20 protein-coding genes are annotated in these 21,289 nt (G+C 32.6%); all 20 read left to right on the plus strand.

The genetic code is table 11. The annotated features are described in order from the left end of the window. Positions 1-219: zinc ribbon domain-containing protein (locus D1Z92_RS14210; protein ID WP_164931632.1), on the plus strand; the 219-nt coding region annotated here is incomplete at its 5' end. 270 nt (positions 220-489) lie between these two features. Then, positions 490-2,976 (plus strand): O-antigen ligase family protein, encoded by a 2,487-nt coding sequence (locus tag D1Z92_RS14215; RefSeq protein WP_164931633.1) that lies wholly within the window; start codon positions 490-492, stop codon positions 2,974-2,976. A 275-nt stretch (positions 2,977-3,251) separates the two neighbouring features. Then, positions 3,252-4,457 (plus strand): methionine adenosyltransferase, encoded by a 1,206-nt coding sequence (gene metK / locus D1Z92_RS14220; protein ID WP_128896342.1) that lies wholly within the window; start codon positions 3,252-3,254, stop codon positions 4,455-4,457. A 347-nt stretch (positions 4,458-4,804) separates the two neighbouring features. Then, on the plus strand, positions 4,805-5,821 hold the full coding sequence (locus tag D1Z92_RS14225) for a Wzz/FepE/Etk N-terminal domain-containing protein (protein WP_128896343.1): 1,017 nt from the start codon (positions 4,805-4,807) through the stop codon (positions 5,819-5,821). Positions 5,822-5,933: 112 nt separating this feature from the next. After that, complete coding sequence (locus tag D1Z92_RS14230; RefSeq protein WP_240666753.1) at positions 5,934-7,838, plus strand: nucleoside-diphosphate sugar epimerase/dehydratase; 1,905 nt, start codon at positions 5,934-5,936, stop codon at positions 7,836-7,838. Positions 7,839-7,923: 85 nt separating this feature from the next. Then, positions 7,924-8,547: a sugar transferase gene (locus D1Z92_RS14235; protein WP_128896344.1), complete on the plus strand. Its 624-nt coding sequence runs from the start codon at positions 7,924-7,926 to the stop codon at positions 8,545-8,547. Continuing rightward, a complete protein-coding gene (locus tag D1Z92_RS14240) occupies positions 8,544-9,416 on the plus strand; it encodes an NAD-dependent epimerase/dehydratase family protein (RefSeq protein ID WP_128896345.1) in 873 nt (290 codons plus the stop codon). Before D1Z92_RS14235 ends, D1Z92_RS14240 begins: the two co-directional genes overlap by 4 nt. Beyond that, complete coding sequence (locus tag D1Z92_RS14245) at positions 9,413-10,540, plus strand: glycosyltransferase family protein (RefSeq protein ID WP_128896346.1); 1,128 nt, start codon at positions 9,413-9,415, stop codon at positions 10,538-10,540. Before D1Z92_RS14240 ends, D1Z92_RS14245 begins: the two co-directional genes overlap by 4 nt. Positions 10,541-10,585: 45 nt before the next feature. Then, positions 10,586-11,413, plus strand: a complete 828-nt coding sequence (locus D1Z92_RS14250; RefSeq protein WP_128896347.1) for a glycosyltransferase family 2 protein — start codon at positions 10,586-10,588, stop codon at positions 11,411-11,413. After that, entirely contained in the window at positions 11,410-12,699 is a 1,290-nt protein-coding gene (locus D1Z92_RS14255) for an O-antigen ligase family protein (protein ID WP_128896348.1), read from the plus strand. Before D1Z92_RS14250 ends, D1Z92_RS14255 begins: the two co-directional genes overlap by 4 nt. Further along, the gene (locus tag D1Z92_RS14260; RefSeq protein ID WP_128896349.1) at positions 12,689-13,549 is read left to right on the plus strand and encodes a 6-hydroxymethylpterin diphosphokinase MptE-like protein; all 861 of its coding nucleotides are present in this window, start codon (positions 12,689-12,691) and stop codon (positions 13,547-13,549) included. The genes D1Z92_RS14255 and D1Z92_RS14260 overlap by 11 nt, the downstream gene beginning before the upstream one ends. Before the next feature lies 1 nt (position 13,550). After that, positions 13,551-14,669, plus strand: a complete 1,119-nt coding sequence (locus D1Z92_RS14265) for a TDP-N-acetylfucosamine:lipid II N-acetylfucosaminyltransferase family protein (RefSeq protein ID WP_128896350.1) — start codon at positions 13,551-13,553, stop codon at positions 14,667-14,669. A gap of 28 nt (positions 14,670-14,697) precedes the next feature. Next, complete coding sequence (locus D1Z92_RS14270) at positions 14,698-15,405, plus strand: WbqC family protein (protein ID WP_240666755.1); 708 nt, start codon at positions 14,698-14,700, stop codon at positions 15,403-15,405. A gap of 12 nt (positions 15,406-15,417) precedes the next feature. Next, positions 15,418-15,870: a GNAT family N-acetyltransferase gene (locus D1Z92_RS14275; RefSeq protein WP_128896351.1), complete on the plus strand. Its 453-nt coding sequence runs from the start codon at positions 15,418-15,420 to the stop codon at positions 15,868-15,870. Between the two features lie 13 nt (positions 15,871-15,883). Continuing rightward, entirely contained in the window at positions 15,884-16,981 is a 1,098-nt protein-coding gene (locus D1Z92_RS14280) for a DegT/DnrJ/EryC1/StrS family aminotransferase (protein WP_128896352.1), read from the plus strand. Then, positions 16,975-18,357: an oligosaccharide flippase family protein gene (locus tag D1Z92_RS14285; RefSeq protein WP_128896353.1), complete on the plus strand. Its 1,383-nt coding sequence runs from the start codon at positions 16,975-16,977 to the stop codon at positions 18,355-18,357. The genes D1Z92_RS14280 and D1Z92_RS14285 overlap by 7 nt, the downstream gene beginning before the upstream one ends. A 36-nt stretch (positions 18,358-18,393) precedes the next feature. Continuing rightward, a complete protein-coding gene (locus tag D1Z92_RS14290; RefSeq protein WP_128896354.1) occupies positions 18,394-19,059 on the plus strand; it encodes an acylneuraminate cytidylyltransferase family protein in 666 nt (221 codons plus the stop codon). A 3-nt stretch (positions 19,060-19,062) separates the two neighbouring features. Beyond that, a complete protein-coding gene (gene kdsA / locus D1Z92_RS14295; protein ID WP_128896355.1) occupies positions 19,063-19,836 on the plus strand; it encodes a 3-deoxy-8-phosphooctulonate synthase in 774 nt (257 codons plus the stop codon). Between the two features lie 11 nt (positions 19,837-19,847). After that, positions 19,848-20,813, plus strand: coding sequence for a KpsF/GutQ family sugar-phosphate isomerase (locus D1Z92_RS14300; protein WP_128896356.1), 966 nt, complete (start codon positions 19,848-19,850; stop codon positions 20,811-20,813). After that, the gene (locus D1Z92_RS14305; RefSeq protein ID WP_128896357.1) at positions 20,810-21,274 is read left to right on the plus strand and encodes a KdsC family phosphatase; all 465 of its coding nucleotides are present in this window, start codon (positions 20,810-20,812) and stop codon (positions 21,272-21,274) included. Before D1Z92_RS14300 ends, D1Z92_RS14305 begins: the two co-directional genes overlap by 4 nt. Positions 21,275-21,289: the final 15 nt, after the last annotated feature.

The following is a 21,289-nucleotide window of genomic DNA, read 5'->3' on the forward strand; positions in this document are numbered from 1 at the left end:
AAATTCAGACAATATATTGACTACAAAGCAGTGTGGAAAGGTCGTGATCTGATCATCGCACCTAAGCATTATGCTAGCAGTCAATTATGCTCGTGTTGTGGCTACAAAAACAAAGAAGTAAAAAATCTCAAACTTCGTGAATGGCATTGTCCTTCATGCGATACCCATCATGATAGAGACATGAACGCAAGTATCAACTTGCTGAAGCTAGCCAAGTAATTGGTATTTTCTTTAGGGGTAGGAACTACCCTCATAGCTTGGTAAATATAGATAGCTAACAAAAGTATCTACTTCCCAAGAAGCATCCACTTCAAACGACCCGTAAGGATGTTAAGTGGCGTGTAGTTCACTTCTCGATATATTAATAGTTCATCATTTTCCGTAAAGCAAAAGCGCCCTTGTAATCATGATATAATAGACAAAGTGTTTTAGTATTTTACAATGACAGCAGAAACAAAATGGATAGATAGTTCGAGAGGAGATTCATACATGGCAAAAAATAAAGCGAAACATAAAAAAACATCTTATTTGCTTCAAAATAAAGATACAATGATACATAACTTACTATTGGGCTTAATTAGTTTATTTTTACTTATTACGCCTTTTTATGCTGGTCTTTTTAATGGTGGAGGGTTTAATTTTGATAAACATATATTTTCTTCCTTCATCTATTTATCTATCATTTTAGGTGTTGCTACTATTGCATTGTTTCAACATCATACGTTACAAATTTCAAGTTTATTTATTTGGCTTATTCCATTGTCTTTTTATATTTCAACGTTTCAAGCGGCATCTTACTATTCTGCCTTAAAGTCGGTGTATATTCATTTAGCTTATGCAGGTATATTTATTATTGGAGTCATATTAGCAAGAAAAGAATCGATGCAAATGAAGCTAGCAGGAAGCATTTTATGTGCTGGTTATGTGATCGTCATTTTCGGCTTCATGAATTGGTTTGGTGATGCTTCCTTATGGGGCTTGATACAGTATAAAAGTAGTACGTTGGTAACATATCAGGAAGCGGTGTTGAATAATCGTCTCTCATCTGTGTTTCAATACCCAAATACGTATGCTGCTCTCTTGATAGGGTTGCTACTAGGTACGTTATATCTAATAACGCTTAGTAAAAAATGGTGGTGGCAAGTGTTACTCTGCTTCATGCTGGTACCGATGGCACTTTCTTTCTTACTTACGCTTTCAAGAGGGGCGTTACTTTTCTTACCACTAGTATTTGTGTTGGTGTTATTTTTCGTCCAATTGCATAAACAGATCATGATGAGCATATACGTTTTACTTACATTTGTTGCATCTCTCGTTATATATAACCGCATCGATACGATTGGCAAAGACATGCGAGCGGAATATATATCCTCCACTGCTTTCAAAGGCTGGCTCATACTGATTGGTGCATCAATAATAGTGGCTGCAATTATCTTTGTGTTACATCGATATGTACAGCCTCTTATCGCTAACAAATGGAGTCGTCTCGAAACACGCAAATTTACTAATGTGGTATTACCAGCACTACTTGTTATTGTTGGTGTAGCAGGTGCATATGCTGTGCTGAATCAAACTGCAGTAATCAACATGCTTCCTGAAACGTTACAACAACGTGTAAAAAGTATAAACTTAAATAGTTATAGCTTTATAACGCGTGATCAATTTAATAAAGATGCCATGGAAATTGTGAAAGACTACCCTGTTTTTGGTGTAGGAGGCGGTGGTTGGTCCGCTATGTATGAAAAATATCAAGCGTACCCTTATTCCAGTAGACAAGCGCATAACTTCTACATGCAATATTTAGTGGAGTCAGGTTGGGTTGGTTTTGCTATTCTGACGATTTTAGTAGGTGGCATATTAATTTTATTTATGAGAAAGTATATTCATCCTGCTAAAGAAAAACATCAGGCTCCTGTATTCTTCTTTATCATGATTGTTTCACTGCTAGCACATAGCGCTATGGATTTTAATCTAAGCTACGTATATATCGGTGCATTGTTATTTTTATGCTTAGGTGCATTAGCAGCACAGGTGGATAGAATTAAATGGCATGCAGTGCTTACTGAGAGATCAAGTTGGGTGAAATATGGAACGACGTCGTTGATGGCAATCGTAACGTTGATTCTTTTGATCCAATCTACAAAAGCATATAACTCATTTGACGTATATGCTGATGCGGTAGATAAGTACAACGCTCAAGAACCATTTCATGAGATAGTACAGTCGCTAGAAGATGCCATTTCTATGTCTCCTAATCCGGAATACATGAATTTCTTCATTGATTTGTATCGGGGGGCTTATGTCCAGACGAAAGATGAACAGTTTGCGGATGAAGCTTTTGCTTGGATTGATAATGTAGAAAAAGATGAACCTTATCAAGGGTGGCCAAATGAAAATAGAAAAGAAGACTACGCTTTAAATGCATATAAACTATATATGTTTAAAGGAGAGTTAGAACAAGCGTTACAAGTATTGAATGAACAGCTAGAGGATTTCCCATGGAAAAGTGAAATATACGAAACTGCGATCAATGTCAATTATCAACTAGGCTATCAGCTTTACGATGAAGGCAATGTGACAGAAGCTGAGAAGTATTGGAGTGAAGGATATGCATTGTATGAACAAGTAGTAAAGAAAGCACAGGAATTCAAAGATATAGGTATTTATACAGGACGACAATTTAACGTTACACCGAATATGAATGTTGTTATTGGAGAATATTATTACAAAATAGGAGAGTATGTACAAGCAGAACAGCAATTAGCATCGGTTGCTTTATTCGACAAATTAGAAACAGAACAAGATGCAGCGAGTAAACAAATGTATAGACTAGCTTGTAGATATTGGATTGCTTCCAAGGCAAAGCAAGGACAAGATGTGACAGAACAGTATAATACACTCACTTCTCTGTATCCAGAAGAGGTGGATATACTCGTTCAATTGGAGCAATTGCCAAGCATAACAGTCGACAGGTAATTCCATTGACAGTGCAAGTCAATTGCAGTAAGATAATGCTAAGGAATGACTAGGAATAATAACCTTTTCCTCAGTGGAAAAGGTTCATTTTTTGTTCATTATACATGTAATAGTACATAAATAAGATGAAGAACGAATGACATCGATATACTTAAGCTAAGCTTGTTAAGTGCAAAGGTGTTATGTAGAAGTTCTTCTTCATCTTATCAATAGCGCTAATAGGTTGTATGAACACATCCACTCAACCTATACAGTATTTTAAGGAGGTTGCAATGATGGCAGCAAATCGTCGTTTATTTACGTCTGAATCTGTAACAGAAGGACACCCAGACAAAATCTGTGATCAAATATCCGATGCAGTATTGGATGCATTTTTAAAGAATGACCCTAACGCTAGGGTAGCATGTGAAGTTTCTGTAACAACAGGACTTGTACTCGTTGCGGGGGAGATTACGAGTAAGTCCGCTTATGTGGATATTCCTGCTTTAGTACGCGAAACAATTAAAGAAATTGGATATACACGTGCAAAATACGGTTTTGATTACCAAACGTGTGCCGTGTTAACTTCTATAGATGAGCAGTCTCCAGAAATCGGAAATGCGGTTTCCGTTGCACTCGAAGCAAGAGAAGGAAAGATGAGTGATGAGCAGATCGAAGCGATTGGAGCTGGTGACCAAGGCTTAATGTTTGGTTTTGCGGTCAATGAGACAGAGGAACTAATGCCACTGCCTGTTTCCTTATCCCATCGTATCGCACGTCGCTTAACAGAAGTTCGTAAAGATGGTACATTAAGTTACTTGAGACCGGACGGTAAAACACAAGTAACAGTGGAGTATGACGAAAACAACAAACCAGTTCGTGTGGATACCATTGTTATCTCTACACAACATCATGATGATGTGAGTCAAGATCAGATTGAAAAAGATCTACTAGAACATGTCATTAAACCGATTGTTCCGACACAACTATTGCAAGCAGATACAAAATACTTTATTAATCCATCAGGTTCTTTCATTGTGGGTGGACCACAAGGGGACGCAGGATTAACCGGACGTAAAATTATTGTAGACACGTATGGTGGATATGCACGTCATGGTGGCGGAGCTTTCTCAGGTAAAGATCCAACGAAAGTAGACCGTTCTGGTGCTTATGCTGCACGCTACGTAGCAAAAAATATCGTTGCAGCTGGATTAGCAGAAAAGTGTGAAGTGCAAGTTGCATATGCCATTGGTGTTGCACAGCCAGTGAGTATTAGTGTAGACACGTTTGGTACTGGTAAAGTTAGTGAAACAGCATTGGTGGAACTTATCGGTAAGCATTTTGATTTGCGTCCAGCTGGCATTATTAACATGTTAGATCTGCGCAGACCAATTTATCAGCAAACGGCTGCATATGGACATTTTGGCCGTACAGATATAGATTTACCTTGGGAAAGAACAGATAAAGCAGAAGCATTGAAAGCAGAAGCGAAAAAGCTGTAGTATATTTTATATGATTGGGGCATTATGTTTTATGTGCCTGGAATAGAGTCACTACTTTTGTTGGTGGCTCTTTTTTAATGGATGTTATAAATTGTTGTATGAACATGCTATATTTTAATGTTACAATTAATTCAAAAATACTAACTGTAAAAACCGATTACAATGTAGGCCAGGTCGTTGTGAGTGTGTTTACTTACAACAAAAAAAGGCGGTGCTACTGTTACCACAATTGTATAATGGTAAGGATATGGATAATGTATTCAATTTACATGATTTCATCTTATGATGAAGTAAGCTATAATAGAAAAAGTGAAAAAAATAACTAATTATGGGAGTGAGAGAAAGAGATGGAGCAAAGAACGAACACAGAGGGAGAAATTAGTCTAATTGAAATCATAGACATACTTTGGAGAGGCAAGACCATTATTATTATCGGTACGATTATCTGTATGCTGTTGGCAGCGTTGGTGAGTTGGTTTGTGTTGTCCCCTGAGTATGAAGCAGAAGCTTACATACGTGTATCTGGAGAAACGGATGTACCAGCTTTAGTAAAAACATTACATAGTGACATTACATTAAATGAAGCTATTACAGACTTAAATTTAGAAGGTTATACGATAAACAACCTAAGAGGTATGGTTAATATTAACAATGAACAAGATTCCAATGTTATTGAAATAAAAGTAAGTGGAGGAGACCCATTACATATTACACAAATAGCAAATTATTTAACGTATCATTTTGCTGAGAAAATTCAAACTACAGACATATCTAGCAACATATTAGAAACAAATAAACTAATAGAAGCAATAGATCCACAAATCGTTACATTACAAACGGAAATGGATGAAGCAAAACAGCAACTTGATGAAATAAATAGCGTATTAACTAAAAAGAATACCTCCCTAACGATGAATCCTCAGTTGGATGAGATTATTGGAACAAATTTATCTGATTCAGATGAAATTATTTTATCGGAGGAAGTAATGAATCCGGTATACGAGCAGTTAATGTCTAGAGTTTCACAGTCACAAATTCAATTAAATAAACTTGCGGAAGAAAAGACATTTTATGAGCAAAAAATTACAAATTACGAAGCAGAAATCGCAGAACTGCAAAGTCAGAATGTGAGAGAAAAGTTGCAGTCATTAGCAGTAGAAAAGATTTTAACGGATGATAATGCCATCTACATTTCTCAAGCCATTCAACCGATGGAACCTATAGGGCCTAGAAAAGTTTTAAATTTGACAATAGGGATGGTTGTCGGGGGAATGTTGAGTGTAATAGTTGTGTTTTTACGTGAGTATATTGGGAATGCGAGAAGTAATAAAGGTGTACAAGGTAAGAGCGGAGTAGGTATATAATAAAATGTGTTTGAAGTTTAGTTAGCATATAGATTAATAGACTATATGTAACTGTTAGCTATACAATGCAGGCACTACAGATTTAATTAACAGATGAGAAGAGGTGCAGTAATTGAAAGGTAAGGTAAGGTATGGACTTTTGATGATAATAGACGCATGCTTAGTTGCTTTTTCCATCTACTTTTCTTATTTGTTGCGCTTTGATTTTAATATACCAGCACAGTTTATAGAGACGTTAGGTTATGTCATCATTACAAGTATTGTTTTTTTTATCATTAGCTTTTACATTCATAAAATTTACAAACGCTTTTGGCAATATGCGAGTGTTGGCGATTTAATTGCCATCTTCAAAGGGACACTGCTAGGTATTGTTTCTTTTTTTATTTTTCATCAAGCACTTGTGTATGTTATAAATATGGACATTGTTGTACCACGTAGCATCTACTTGTTTTCTCTAATGACGAGTTTCATGACTGTAGGCGGTTCGAGATTCTTCTGGCGTTTGTTTAGAGACAGCTATATTAAGATTCAACCATATCATAAACGAGCATTAATTGTAGGAGCGGGTACAGCGGGTACAATGCTAGCGAAAGATTTAAAGCAAAAGGAATCCGAATATTATCCGATTGCATTCGTGGATGATGATGTGACTAAACGAAATATGGAAATCATAGGTGTCCCTGTGGTTGGATCACGCAAAGATATAGAAAAGCTAGCCAAGCAATACAATGTAGAGATGATTATTATTGCTATGCCATCTGCTTCAAGAGCAACCATTGCCGAGACGATCGAATACAGTAAAAAAGTAAAATGTAAAATTAAAATGATTCCAGCGATGCATCATTTGCTTAATGGTAAAGTGAAATTAAATACGATACGTGATATTAGTGTAGAGGACTTGCTTGGAAGAGAACCTGTGCGGGTGAATTTAGAAGAAATTAGCAGTTATGTGACGGGGAAGACCGTTTTAATTACGGGAGCAGGTGGATCCATAGGGTCGGAGTTAAGTCGTCAATGTGCTAACTATAATCCTAAAACATTGCTTTTACTGGGACATGGTGAAAATAGTATTTATCTCATTGATATGGAGTTAAGAAAGCAATATCCTGAATTGGATATTCGACCTATAATAGCAGACATTCAAGATCGACCTCGAATCGAACAAATTTTTAACGAGTATAAACCTGAAGTTGTTTTTCATGCAGCAGCACATAAACATGTACCTATGATGGAGAGTAATCCAGCAGAAGCGGTTAAAAACAATATTTTTGGAACAAAAAATGTAGCAGAATGTTCAGATCAATACGGTGTCGAAAGGTTTGTTCTCATATCGTCAGATAAGGCAGTTAATCCTACAAATGTTATGGGGGCTACGAAGAGGGTGGCAGAATTAATTTTGCTAGATTTAAATCAACGAAGTATTACCAGCTTTGCAGCGGTCCGTTTCGGTAATGTGCTGGGTAGCAGAGGTAGTGTTATCCCGTTGTTTAAAAAGCAAATTGCAGAAGGTGGTCCGGTAACCGTAACACATCCTGAAATGGTTCGTTATTTTATGACGATACCAGAAGCTGTGCAGTTAGTGATTCAAGCGGGGGCGTTTGCTGACGGCGGTGAAGTGTTTGTACTGGATATGGGCGAACCTGTAAAGATAAATGATTTAGCCTGTGATTTAATTCGTTTGTGTGGTTTTGAGCCTAATGTGGATATACATGTTGCATATTCTGGAATCCGACCTGGGGAGAAGTTGTTTGAGGAATTGCTTACTAGTGAAGAAGGAACAACAGCCACAAAGCATGATCGAATATTCGTGGGAAAAGATGACACCCACTCAAAGCAACTATACAATGTTATGGAACAATTACAGTATACAGCTTATAATGCGCATGAAACTGATAGCCGCTTAGTTACTTTATTGCTTAAGGAATTGGTACCTACTTTTAAGACAAATCTGATAGATGAAAATGATAAAGTTGCTGAATCTCAATTATTAAACCTTAAATTGAGTACTACGTCATAGTATGTTTGTTTACTAGCATTTAATTGAGTCAAAATCCATGTAAGTTTAGGTTACTATGTTACTGTTTATGGTTAGGGGGATGCTTATGTATTTGAGAGTAAAGCGTCTAATTGATATGGTGGTATCTTTACTAGCGATCATTGTTTTGTTTCCTGTTTTTTTTCTTTTAATTGTAGCCATTAAGTTAGATTCTAAAGGGCCAATCTTATTCAAGCAAAAAAGAGTTGGGATTCATAAAACACACTTCAATATATTGAAATTTAGAACGATGAAAATAGATACACCAAAAGACAAGCCTACTCATCTACTAGAAAATCCGGAGCAATGGATAACTAAAGTGGGAAAAATTTTAAGAAAGACTTCTTTGGATGAGTTACCCCAAGTTATAAACATTTTAAGGGGAGAGATGAGCATTATTGGACCAAGGCCTGCATTATGGAACCAATATGACCTGATAGCTGAACGGGATAAGTATGGTGCTAATGATGTGCCTGTAGGGCTAACGGGATTAGCTCAAATAAATGGAAGAGATGAGTTACCTATTGAAGAAAAAGCTAAGATGGATGGATTATATGCTAAAAATATCTGCTTAACAATAGATATAAAATGTTTCTTTTTAACTATTACTTCTATAATTAGGTCAAAAGGTGTAGTAGAAGGTGGAACGGGAAACATCAAGGTTAAATCTGAGGAGACTATAAGAAAATGAAGAGAGTTTTAATTACTGGTAAAAATGGTTATATAGGAAATCAGTTAGAGCGGTGGCTGATGAAATTCCCAGATGACTATGTAGTCCATAAAATCTCTGTTAGAGATGATTTGTGGAGAAATTCTAGTTTTTCTGACTACGATGTAATTATCCATTTGGCAGGTATTGCCCATGTTTCATTAAATCCAAAAATGAAAGAGGAATATTATAAAGTTAATAGAGACTTAACAATCGAGATAGCAAAAAAGTCAAAAGAAGATGGTGTAAAACAATTTATTTTTATGAGTAGTATTATTGTCTATGGTAAAAGTGTTGAGAGACATGGCATGATTGATGAAAGTACAATACCCAAACCCAATAATTTCTATGGTATGAGTAAACTTGATGCAGAAAAAGGTATTACATTACTGGAATCAAATGATTTTAAAATTTCCGTAATCAGACCACCAATGATTTACGGTAAGGGCTCTAAAGGTAATTATTCTAAGCTTTCAAAATTAGCGAAATTATCACCAATTTTTCCAGATATAGATAATAAGCGTAGTATGTTACATATTGATAATCTTAGAGAGTTCATCAAAGTGGTGATTGACCGAAAAGAGACGGGTCTATTTTTTCCACAGAACAAAGAGTATGTTAAAACAAGTGAATTGGTTAAAATTATTGCAGAGGTGAGTGAGAAAAAGATTTGGATTACAAAGTTACTCAATCCTATAATCAAACTAATGCGTAGAGTTGGTATTGTCAATAAGATTTTCGGCAATCTAGTTTATGACCATTCGATGAGTAACTATGATAATGCAAAGTACCAAATTAGAACATTTAGAAAATCGATTGAGTTAACGGAGTTGGAGAGTGGGCAGTTATGAATGCAGTGATTGTTAATTGCTTTGATACTTATGAGGATAGGGTTGACTTAATTTATCAGTTTTTAAAAAAACAAGGGCATGATGTAATCGTTATTCAGTCTGATTTCAGGCATTTTAAAAAGGTGAAGAGAGAAAATCCTAAAGAAGGGTTTACTTTTGTTGAATCAAAACCTTATTATAAGAATCTATCAGTGCAAAGACTTTCATCTCATTATAAGTTTGCAAGAGATGCATTCAAAGTTGTTGAAGAGATAAAACCGGATTTATTGTATACATTTGTACCTCCAAATTCATTGGCGAAATTTTCGGCTAAATATAAGCAAAAGAATCCAAAAATGAAATTAATATTTGATTTGATGGATTTGTGGCCTGAGACAATGCCAACAGGAAATCTTAAGAAATTGCCACCATTCATATTCTGGGGTGCTTTGAGAGACAGAAGTATAAGGTATTCAGATTTTGTTATTACGGAATGTGATTTATATCAATCTGTATTAAAAAAACCGTTAAAAGAATTGAAGATTGAGACTTTATATCTAACTAAAAAGGGTATAAATGTAGTTAGCAAACCAAAGTTTTGTGAGGATGAAATACACTTATCATATTTAGGATCTATTAATAACATTATTGATATTCAAAAGATACAAGAGATCATCCAGGCTATAAAAAAAGTTAAACCAGTGACACTTCATATTATTGGTGATGGTGAAAGCAAACAAGATTTAATTGATGTTTCTAAATCTGCTGGAGCGACAGTGATCTACTATGGTAAAGTATATGATTCGCAAGTGAAACAGAATATTTTCGATAAATGTCATTTTGGTTTAAATATTATGAAAGCTACAGTTTGTGTTGGACTTACAATGAAATCTATTGATTATTTTCAGCATCGTGTTCCGATTCTAAATAACATTAGTGCTGATACTGCTAAATTAGTTGATGGGTATGATATTGGATATAATATACACGAAGATCTCAAAGGTTCTGTAGATAAAATCTTATGTTTGAACTCCAAAGATCACATAAAAATGAGAATAAATACTCAAAATGTGTTTGACCAATTTTTTTCAATGGAAGCAGGCATAAAAAAGTTAGACTCTATATTTAGAGAGATAGGGATTTGATAGAACAGTGTGTTAAAGGGTCGGTAGTTTAAAAGAGGTGATAGTATGAGCGTGTTAGATTTAACTCCTTCCATATCGGTTGTTATTCCAATGTATAATAGTGAAAGTAGTATTTACGATACATTATTATCAGTGAAAAATCAAACTGCATTCTCGAATATATTGGAAGTTCTAGTTATTAATGATGGTTCCACAGATAATTCACTAAAAGTAGTAGAAAGTTTTCAAATAAAAAACATGAAGTTCCCATTGAAAATTCTAAATAAAAGAAATGGTGGAGTTTCTTCAGCGAGAAATTTGGGTATGCAATATTCAAGTGGAGAATGGATAGCACTATTAGATTCAGATGATAAGTGGGTTAGCAACAAATTAGAAATTCAGCTTAAAATTGTAGAAGAAAATGCTGATATAGATTTCCTAGGTGGTAATTATGATAATGAAGAGTTGAGTATATTAGGTAGAAAAACAGGAAAATTATATAAAGCAAACATCAAAGATATTTGTATAAAAATGTTTCCCCAATCTTCAACGGTTATTTTTAAAAAGAGAATATTTGATGAAATAGGTGGATATGATGAGAACCAAAAATATGCTGAGGATGGAAACTATTACATGAATATAATTGCCCAATACAATTATTATCATGTTAATGAATTTTTGGTCTTGTTTGGAGATGGAAAACCTGCATTTGGGTTTAGTGGGCTGTCTGCTAATTTGAAGGAAATGCACAAAGGGACGATAAAAAATATAAAAGAGCTAGTAGAGAAATCACTTATCACAAAAAAATTCTATCTATTTCTGAGAGTTTTCTACTTACTTAAGTATTACCGAAGAATTATAATAACGAAAAGAAATAAGTGGAGAAAAAAATGATGACAATTAAGAGTGAGAATAATATTTTCAAAAATACCGTTCATTTATTAACTATATTAATGGTTGTTTGGTTAATCACTCCTTATTTTTATAGAAACGTTCCCTTAATAGTAGGTCTAATCTTAATTGTTATATGGATATTCATTGCTGGATTATCAACAATGAATAAAGAAATTAGAATTCCTAAATACTTTATGTATTCTTTTATATATTTAGGAATAATACTTAGTTATAGAATTTTAGGTTTATCATCGGCTGCGTGGGGAAACTATGTCAAATTGATAATTTTTTTCTTTTTTTCATGGGTTTATTTTTATTATAAAAAAAATATGGATACTAGAAAGCAAACTCAATTAATAAATATTGGTATTTTCATATCAATAATAAATGTTTGGAGTAATATTTACCTTCTGTATTTATATCCTAATGCATCTGTTGAATTAAATTTCTCAAGGATGTTTTATAATACTAATGTGGGGGGAACAATGTTTAGCTTTTACTCGGTATTATTAGTAGTACTTTTTTTGGTAACTAACAGTGATTTGAAAAATAAAAAAATAAAGTTGTTATACATACTTAGTATGATTAGCTTATTTATATATATACTACAAGCTGCACGTTCAATATCAATATTTGTACTGTTAGTTGCTATATCACTATATTTTTATAATAAATTATCGGTGATTAAAAATAGAGTTGAAAGAGTACTATATAAAGTTTTCATTATTATGTTATCTTTCATATTTCTAATAAACCTAGTAAACATTTTAATTATACTCAATAATTATATTGGAATTGATAGAATTACAGTAAGGATTAACGCAATCATAGCGACGCTTTCAGGTGGTGGCTCTGAACAAGCGGTTTCACTTCTGAGTAGACTTCAATTATACGAATTAAGTATTACAACATTTTTTTCTTCCATTGAAAATTTCATTTTTGGTGTTGGTTATCATACTACAGAACAATTATCTACAGGGTGGCTTTTTAATATTGGTGTCGGAAATCACTCGGAGGTTTTAGATATTGCTGCTAGATATGGTTTAATTGGATTACTACCAATTTTTATGTTTTTACATCGTTTCTTTAGGTATGTTCAATATGATATTCAAATAAAAGATATTTATAATTTTAAATTAATTGGAATTATATTTTTAATTTACTCTATTTTAAATAATAGTTTTGATCCGTCATTAGGAGTACTTGTTTTTTTGATTATTCCTTTATATTTTACTAGAATGGAAAATATTAAAGAAAAAAAGATGGGGGAGACAGATGCAGTTTAATACAAAGGGTATTAAGAACGTAATCAAGTCAAATAGATTATTATATTGGTTTGTTAGGCAAGTAAGGAAAATTCAATATTATTATATACCTTCGATTAAATTTTTATTTTTTAATTTTTTGAGAAAAAATAATATATGGAAGAATAAAAGAGTAGAGAGCATTAAAAAGTTTAAGAATAAGCATCAAGATGATAGATGCTTTATTGTTGCTACTGGACCTAGTTTAAGAGTAGACGATATTGAAAAATTATCAGGAGAAATTACAATTGGTATGAATTCAATTTGCAAAATTGGTAATAAAACCAATTGGAGACCAACATATTATGGTATACAGGACATACATGTGTATAGGAATTTAAAAGAAGACATAATAAAATTAAACAAAACTGAGGCTATTTTTATATCTAGTGATTTTCCGAAAAAAGAAAAAATAAAAAATTCAAACGTGATTGAAATGCCTATATATGGAAAAAATCATCTGATAAACCCTAACGCAGATAATATTGAATTCTCAAATGATTGCTATGATGTAATTCACGATGGATATACAATAACATATTCCCTTCTTCAGCTAGCAGTTTACATGGGATTTAAAGAAATTTATTTGATAGGTGCAGATACAAGTTATGCAAAAAAAGGACCACACCATTTTATAGAAACAGGAATTATAGACCCTTACTTTAACATAGCTGGTGAGAGGATGAATAGAGCTTACGGCGTCGCAAAACATTTTGCAGATCAAAATGGAATTAAAATCTATAATGCAACAAGAGGAGGCTTTTTAGAAGTATTTGAAAGAGTAGATTTTGATAAACTTGAATTAAAATCACTTGAAAGAGGTATACACTGAGATGAAAAGTTTTAAATACTTACATATAATGACTCATCCTGCGATGTTTTTTAATGAAAATATAATTGATATGATCCATTTGAATAATGATACTTTCGATTCAGCTGAGCATCTATTCATTGTAGGTTATGAAGATATTTATAATAAATATAAAATGTATGATAATGTGATACTTATACCTAAAATTATGACTAAGAATTATGGCAAGTTTCTTAGATACTGCAATAATGCTCAATTTGTATTCTTACATCAAAATTGGTTTTACGATTTTATAAGACTATTGATTACGCCAATTAAAATTAGAAAGAAATATATTTGGTGTGTATGGGGACATGATTTATATACTAATTATGGAATGACCACAGGATTAAAAGAGAGAACTAAAATGTTTCTAAGAAAAATAGGTGGGTTATTGATAAACTTTGAAAGTAAATATTATAAAGGAATTGGAATAGGGTTTAAATATGATGCATTAGAAATTAAAAAGCGATTCAAAAAAAATATCAACATATATTTATGTCCGTATCGAATTGGGCTTGATAAAGAAGTAGTTGAAAGAATTAAATCCAGCAATGATACAGTATATGAGAATAAGTCAAATATTAAAATTATGATTGGTCATTCTGCTCATTCATATTTAAATCATAAAAAAATATTGAAAAAATTAGAAAAATTTAAAGATGAAAACATATTAATATCACTACCTTTGGTTTATGGTAATCAAAAATACGCTCAGGAAGTAATACAATACTCGAAAAGCATTTTTGGAGAAGATAAGGTTGAGGTTTTGGAAAGAAGGTTGAGCAGTGTTGATTATATTAAGTATTTAAATTCTGTAGATGTTGCAATCATGGATCAAGTTCAACAAAGTGGATTAGGCAATTTGTACTCTTTATTATTTTTGAATAAGAAAGTTTACTTAAATGGAGATGGTGTCTTATCTCAAGCTTTTTTTCTAGAGGGATTGTACTTGAATGAGACCAGTCAAATTGATAGACAATCTTTCGAAGAATTTGCACAATGCAGCAATAAAAGTGAATATTGGTATCCTGGCTATATGTTAGATGATACTAATATGATTAGAATGTGGAAAGAAACTTTAAAAAAGTTATCTTCATAAACAACTAACTATTTCTGGGAGTGAAAGGGTGATCAACTTGAGAGTAGGTATAATGCAACCTTATTTTTTTCCTTATATTGGTTATTGGCAATTAATGAATGGCGTCGATAAATATGTTATTTATGATGATGTTAATTTTATTAGGCGTGGTTGGATTAATAGGAATCGAATACTTATGAATGGCGAACCTATGCTGATAAATTTAATCATGAGTGGAGCAAGTTCTAGCAAGCTGATTAACGAAGTGAAAGTAGAAAAGGACGAAAAACATAAACATAAACTTTTAAAGACAATAGAACGTTGTTATAAAAAAGCACCAAATTATGAGGATACATATCATTTAATCGAAGATATCATTTCTAACGATGAAGAGGATTTGTCTCTTTACCTTGAATATTTAATGAAAAAAATTGCTCAATACTTAGAAATAAAAACTGAATTTATTTTATCATCTCATATTGCGAAAGATAATAGTTTGAAAGGGGAAGATAAGATTATTGAGATATGTAAAATTCTTAATGCATCAGAATATTTTAATGCAATAGGCGGTGTAGATCTTTATTCTCGAGAAGTATTTAATTTAAATGAGATTAAGTTGAATTTTTTGCAAACAGAATTAGTTGAATACAATCAGTTTGGAAATAAGTTTGTACCGAATTTATCTATTATAGATGTTATGATGTTCAATTCAAAAGATAGTGTAAAACAGATGCTGAATTGCTATTCATTGTCATAATGAGGTGGTATTATGGAGAAGGAGAAGTTTAAAATTATTAGAACACAGTCTGTTCTTAAAGTTAATGAAATACTTACCGATTTTGATTTTTTTTTCAACCCACCACTCCAAGTGAAAATAAGTGATTTAAAAACTTATGCAAGAAAAGTAGTCACTAATGGTCATGTATATGTTGCAATAATACAAGGAAAATCGATTGGATTCATATCATTTTACACAAATGATAATATCTCAAATATAGGATATCTATCTCTGATTGCTGTTAATCCAAACTTTAGAGTAAGGGGGATTGGATTTGAGTTAATTAAACAGTTTGAAAAAATAAGTTATGAAAATAAAATGAAAATACTAAAGCTTGAAGTATTAGATAATAATCATCATGCTCATAATTTTTACAAAAAGAATGGATATGAGCATATTGGAAGAGCATCTGTAAATTCAAGTTATATGGCTAAAAAAATTTAGTAGGAGTCTAGATATGGCGATTCAAGTGACAAAATCTTCAATGCCAGACTTTGAAGAATATATTAATGAAATAAAAGATCTATGGGATACTCATTGGCTTACTAATATGGGGGCTAAACATAAAATTTTTGAATCTCAGCTTTTAAATTATTTAAAAACAAATAATATTACTTTATTTGCGAACGGACATTTAGCATTAGAATGCAGTATAGCTGCATTAGAACTAACGGGAGAAGTAATTACTACTCCTTTTACTTTTGCATCGACAACCCATGCAATTGTACGTAATGGTCTTAAACCAGTTTTTTGCGATATTAATCCTATTGATTATACAATAGATGTTGACAAAATAGAGGGTTTAATTAATGAAAAAACTTCTGCAATTTTACCTGTACATGTTTACGGAAACGTATGTGATGTTGAAGCAATAGAAACCATAGCTAAAAAGCATAATCTTAAGGTGATTTATGATGCGGCGCACTCCTTTGGTGTTAAAGTCAACGGCAAAGGTATAGGTACATTTGGTGATGCATCGATGTTTAGCTTTCATGCTACAAAAGTTTTTAATACAATAGAAGGGGGAGCTATCACATATAATAATCCTTCTCTTAGAGAAATACTTAATGACTTAAAAAATTTTGGTATAACTGGACCTGAGAATGTGGAGTATGTTGGTGGTAATGCCAAGATGAATGAATTTCAAGCTGCAATGGGAATATGCAATCTTAGGCATATAGATGTTGAAATTGAAAAAAGGAAAAAAGTGGTTGAACGTTACATCTCTAATTTAGAAGAAGTTAAAGGGATAAAGTTACCTAAAGAGCAAAAGGGTGTAAAAAGTAATTATGCATATTTACCTGCTGTATTCGATGGTTATGAGAAAAACAGAGATGAAGTTTTTAAAAAACTAAAGGAAAATGATATTCTAGCAAGAAAGTATTTTTATCCGATTGTCTCCAACTATGCATGCTATAAAGATGTATATGATGAAGAAAATACGCCAGTAGCAAAAGATATCGCAAATCGAGTACTAACACTACCTCTTTATGCTGACTTAAGTCTGGATGAAGTCGATAAAATCTGCCATATAATCTTGAGGTCAAAATGTTGATAAAAAACTCAAAATTAAAAGCAGGGAGCTTTTATTTGTTTGGCAATGTCTTCAATAAGGCTATTGCATTTCTTACTATCCCTATATTTACAAGATTATTAACAACTAGTGAATATGGTATGGTTAGCACATATATATCATGGGTTACAATAGTAGGTGCATTTATTGGACTCTCACTAGGAAGTTCAATAAGAAGTGTATATAATGAATCGAAGCCAGAAGTTGATGCTTACATATCATCTATACTGTTCTTATCAATGGTTAACTTTTTACTAACAACTTTCCTAGTGTTATTAATAATAAAACTAGCGGCATTTGAAGTGGACAAGATTCTAGTTTTACTATGTTTCACTCAAGCGTATATGACCACAGTAATAAATGCGATTTCTATTAAGTATATGATGGGTTTTCAATATGTAAAAAAAACATTATTATTAGCTGTTCCTAACATTATTGTAGCTGTTCTATCTATTATTCTTATTCTGAAAATGGATGATATGAAACATATGGGTAGTATTTGGTCCTACTTTATAGTGTATTCTATAATTGGAACTTTGTTATTTTTTATTAGCATGCTCAAAGGGAAAACAATAATAAATATAAGTTTCTGGAGATACGGATTGAAATTTTCTTTACCTTTAATCTTCCATGGGCTTTCATTAGTAATGCTGGCTCAATCTGATAGAATAATGATAACAGCGTTTAAAAGTGCTTCTGAGACAGGTGTTTATAGTTTGGTTTATAATTTTAGTATGGTTGCTATAGTGGTAACAACTTCTTTGGAAAGTATCTGGATTCCATGGTTTAACGAAAGATTAAAAAAATTCGATAAAAAAATCATAAATAGTAAAGTTAAATACTACATTGCTTCTGTGTTATATATAAATTTTATGATTATGCTGGTAGCTCCTGACATATTGTTTATTATAGCACCTATTGAATATGAGTGGGGAGTTGTATTAATTCCTCCTATAGTAGCTAGTTCATACTTCATTTTTCTGAACTCCTTTTCTATTAATTTAGAGTATTATTACAAAAAAACAAGGATAATCGCTACTAATACAGTTTTGATTGCTTTAATTAATATTGGACTAAACTATATTCTCATTCCACAATTTGGTGCAATTGCTGCCGCATATACAACACTCTTCTCTTATGGTGTTTCTTTTTTGCTACACTGTGCATCATCAAGGAAGATTGACAGCGATTTATTTCCTTTTAAAACCTACGCACTCCCATTAATTGGACTTTTATCATCAGTTATTATAACTTATACAATTATGGACTATACCTATATTCGGTGGGGTCTGTTCTTATTGGTATCATCTATCTTCACTATATATGTAATTAAAAACCGAAGTGCAATTTATGCCTAATCGTAGATAGTTGAAATAAAAATAAGGCGGTGGAAAATGAAAAAAAAGCAGAGAGTAGTTGCATTTATACCTATAAAACTTAATAGTGTACGATTACCAAACAAAAATATATTACCCATATCAGATCATCCTTTATGTTGGCACATACTTAATACGCTCTCTAAAACATACGGAATTGATGAAACATATGTATATTGTAGCGATGAAAAGATAACAGAGTATATTCCTGAAAAAGTTAAATTTCTTAAAAGAAGTCAACATTTAGATGGAGATTTAGTTAAAGGATTTGATATATATGATGCTTTTATCAATGAGATAGATTCAGATATCTATATTCTAGCACATACAACCTCACCTTTTATTAAATCTGAAACAGTTGAATCAGCGTTAGAAAAAATGATTAAAGAGGGTTATGACTCAGCATTTTCAGCTCAACGAATTCAGACATTTGCGTGGTATAAAGATGTGCCACTAAATTATAATTTAAATGATGTCCCAAGAACACAAGATATGGATCCAATATATATTGAAACAAGTGGATTTTTTATGTTTGAAAAGAAAATATTCACTGAACACCGTAGAAGAATTGGATTCAACCCTTATATTCAAGAAGTTGATAGTATTGAAGCAATGGACATAGATACAAAAGAAGATTACGAATTTGCTATGTTAATCAGTGAAGGCATGAAAAAAGGAGATTGAAAAATGTTTAGATTAATTGCTGGTCCATGTGTTATAGAAAACGAAGCGATGGCTATGGAAGTTGCAGAGGAGATCAAAAAGGTTACTGATGAGCTAGGGGTAGAGTATATTTTCAAAGCTTCTTTTGATAAAGCAAATAGAACCTCAATATCCTCTTACAGAGGACCTGGTTTGGAAGAAGGCTTAAGAATATTAAAAAAAATAAAAGATACATTAGAACTTAAGGTACTGACAGATATTCATGAGCCTTATCAAGCTGCTCCGGTATCGAAGGTTGTTGATATAATTCAAATTCCAGCTTTTTTATGTAGACAAACAGATTTATTGATTGCTGCAGCTAAGACAGGTAAAGAAATTAATGTTAAAAAAGCCCAGTTTTTAGCTCCGTGGGATATGAAAAATGTCATTAATAAATTAGAGGATAGTGGAAATGTTAAAATCAACCTTACTGAGAGAGGAACTACTTTTGGATATAATAATTTAGTTGTAGATATGACAGCTATTATTGAAATGAAAAAATTTGGATACCCAGTTATATTCGATGCAACACATAGTGTGCAAAAACCTGGTGGAAAAGGTGATACAACAGGAGGAAACCGAGAATATGTGGAGTATTTGGCAAAAGCAGCATTAGCTGTTGGCGCAGATGGCGTATTTATGGAAGTTCATCCAGACCCGGATAATGCCAAATCAGATGGACCTAATATGGTACCTTTAAAAGAGCTAAAACCTATTTTAGAAAAACTACTTAATATATATAATGCTATTAATAGATAAGGGGGGGTTGGATGGATTTTATACAAGAAGGAAAAAGAGTTTTTGATATAGAGATTAAAGCGCTAGAGTTAGTAAGGGATTCACTAAACGATGATTTTTTAAGAATAATCCATGCAATAACCAATTGTAAAGGAAAAGTAATTATTACAGGTATGGGTAAGCCAGGACATATTGGAAGAAAAATTGCTGCGACGATGGCGAGCTTAGGCACATCTTCTTTCTTCCTCCATCCTGCAGAAGCATTACACGGAGATCTCGGCACAATCGGAAAAGAAGATGTAGTAATTGCTTTTAGCTATAGTGGTGAAAGTGATGAAGTGACAAGAATTCTTTCGAATATTAAAGCAATAGGTGCAACACTTATTGGAATATCAGGAAATGCAGATTCTACTTTAATAAAGCACAGTGATATTGCTCAAGTTTTTACAAAGTTCGAAGAGGCTTGTTATATGGGATTGGCACCAACATCTAGTACAACAGCTTCATTAGTGTACGGAGATGCATTAGCAATTGTGGCATCAAAATTCTATGGATTTAATGAAAATAATTATGGCTTATATCATCCAGCAGGTTCATTAGGTAAAAAGTTATTTATTAAAGTTAAGAACATTATGGCTCATGGAGATAATAATGCTTTCGTATTTCAAGGTGAAACGTTAAAAAAAGCAATAATTGAGATGGGGAAAAAAGGTCTTGGAATTATCACAGTTGTAGATAGTAATTACTTTATAAAAGGTGTTATTACAGATGGTGATTTAAGGCGTCAATTAGAAAAGGGAGTTGATGTCTACAATTTAATTGTTGATGATGTTATGTCACAAAATCCTATCGTACTAACAGAAGAAATGATGGCCATTGAGGCACTTCAAATTTTAAAAAAAACAAATATTTCCAGCTCTCCAGTAATGGATTGCAACAAATTATTAATTGGCACACTGAGGTTACAAGATATACTAAATGCAGGTATTGTGATATGAAAATTAAAATACTAGTTATGGATGTTGATGGTACAATGACAGATGGAAAGATTTATATAGGATCGGAGGGAGAATTATTAAAAGCATTTAATGTAAAAGATGGAATGGGGATTTCAAAATTGCATGCTCAAAACATTATTCCCGCAATTATTACTGGTAGAAAGTCAGAAATAGTAAAGAGGAGAGCTGATGAGCTAAAAATAGTAGATTTATTTCAAGGTGAAGATAATAAATTAGAGAAACTAAAAGAATTGACTGAACGGTATGATTGTGATTTCACAGAGGTTGCATATATTGGAGATGATGAAAATGATCTTGCATGTATGCGTGTTTGTGGATTTACAGGTTGCCCCGCAGATGCTGTGGAATCTGTAAAAAGAGAAGTAAACTTTATATGTAGTAAAAATGGTGGGGAAGGATCAGTAAGGGAGTTTATTGATATTATACTGAAGACAAGTTAATTTATATAAATATAA

The sequence above is a fragment of the Longirhabdus pacifica genome, from assembly GCF_004115085.1.
GTDB classification, from domain to species: Bacteria; Bacillota; Bacilli; order Paenibacillales; family DSM-105158; genus Longirhabdus; species Longirhabdus pacifica.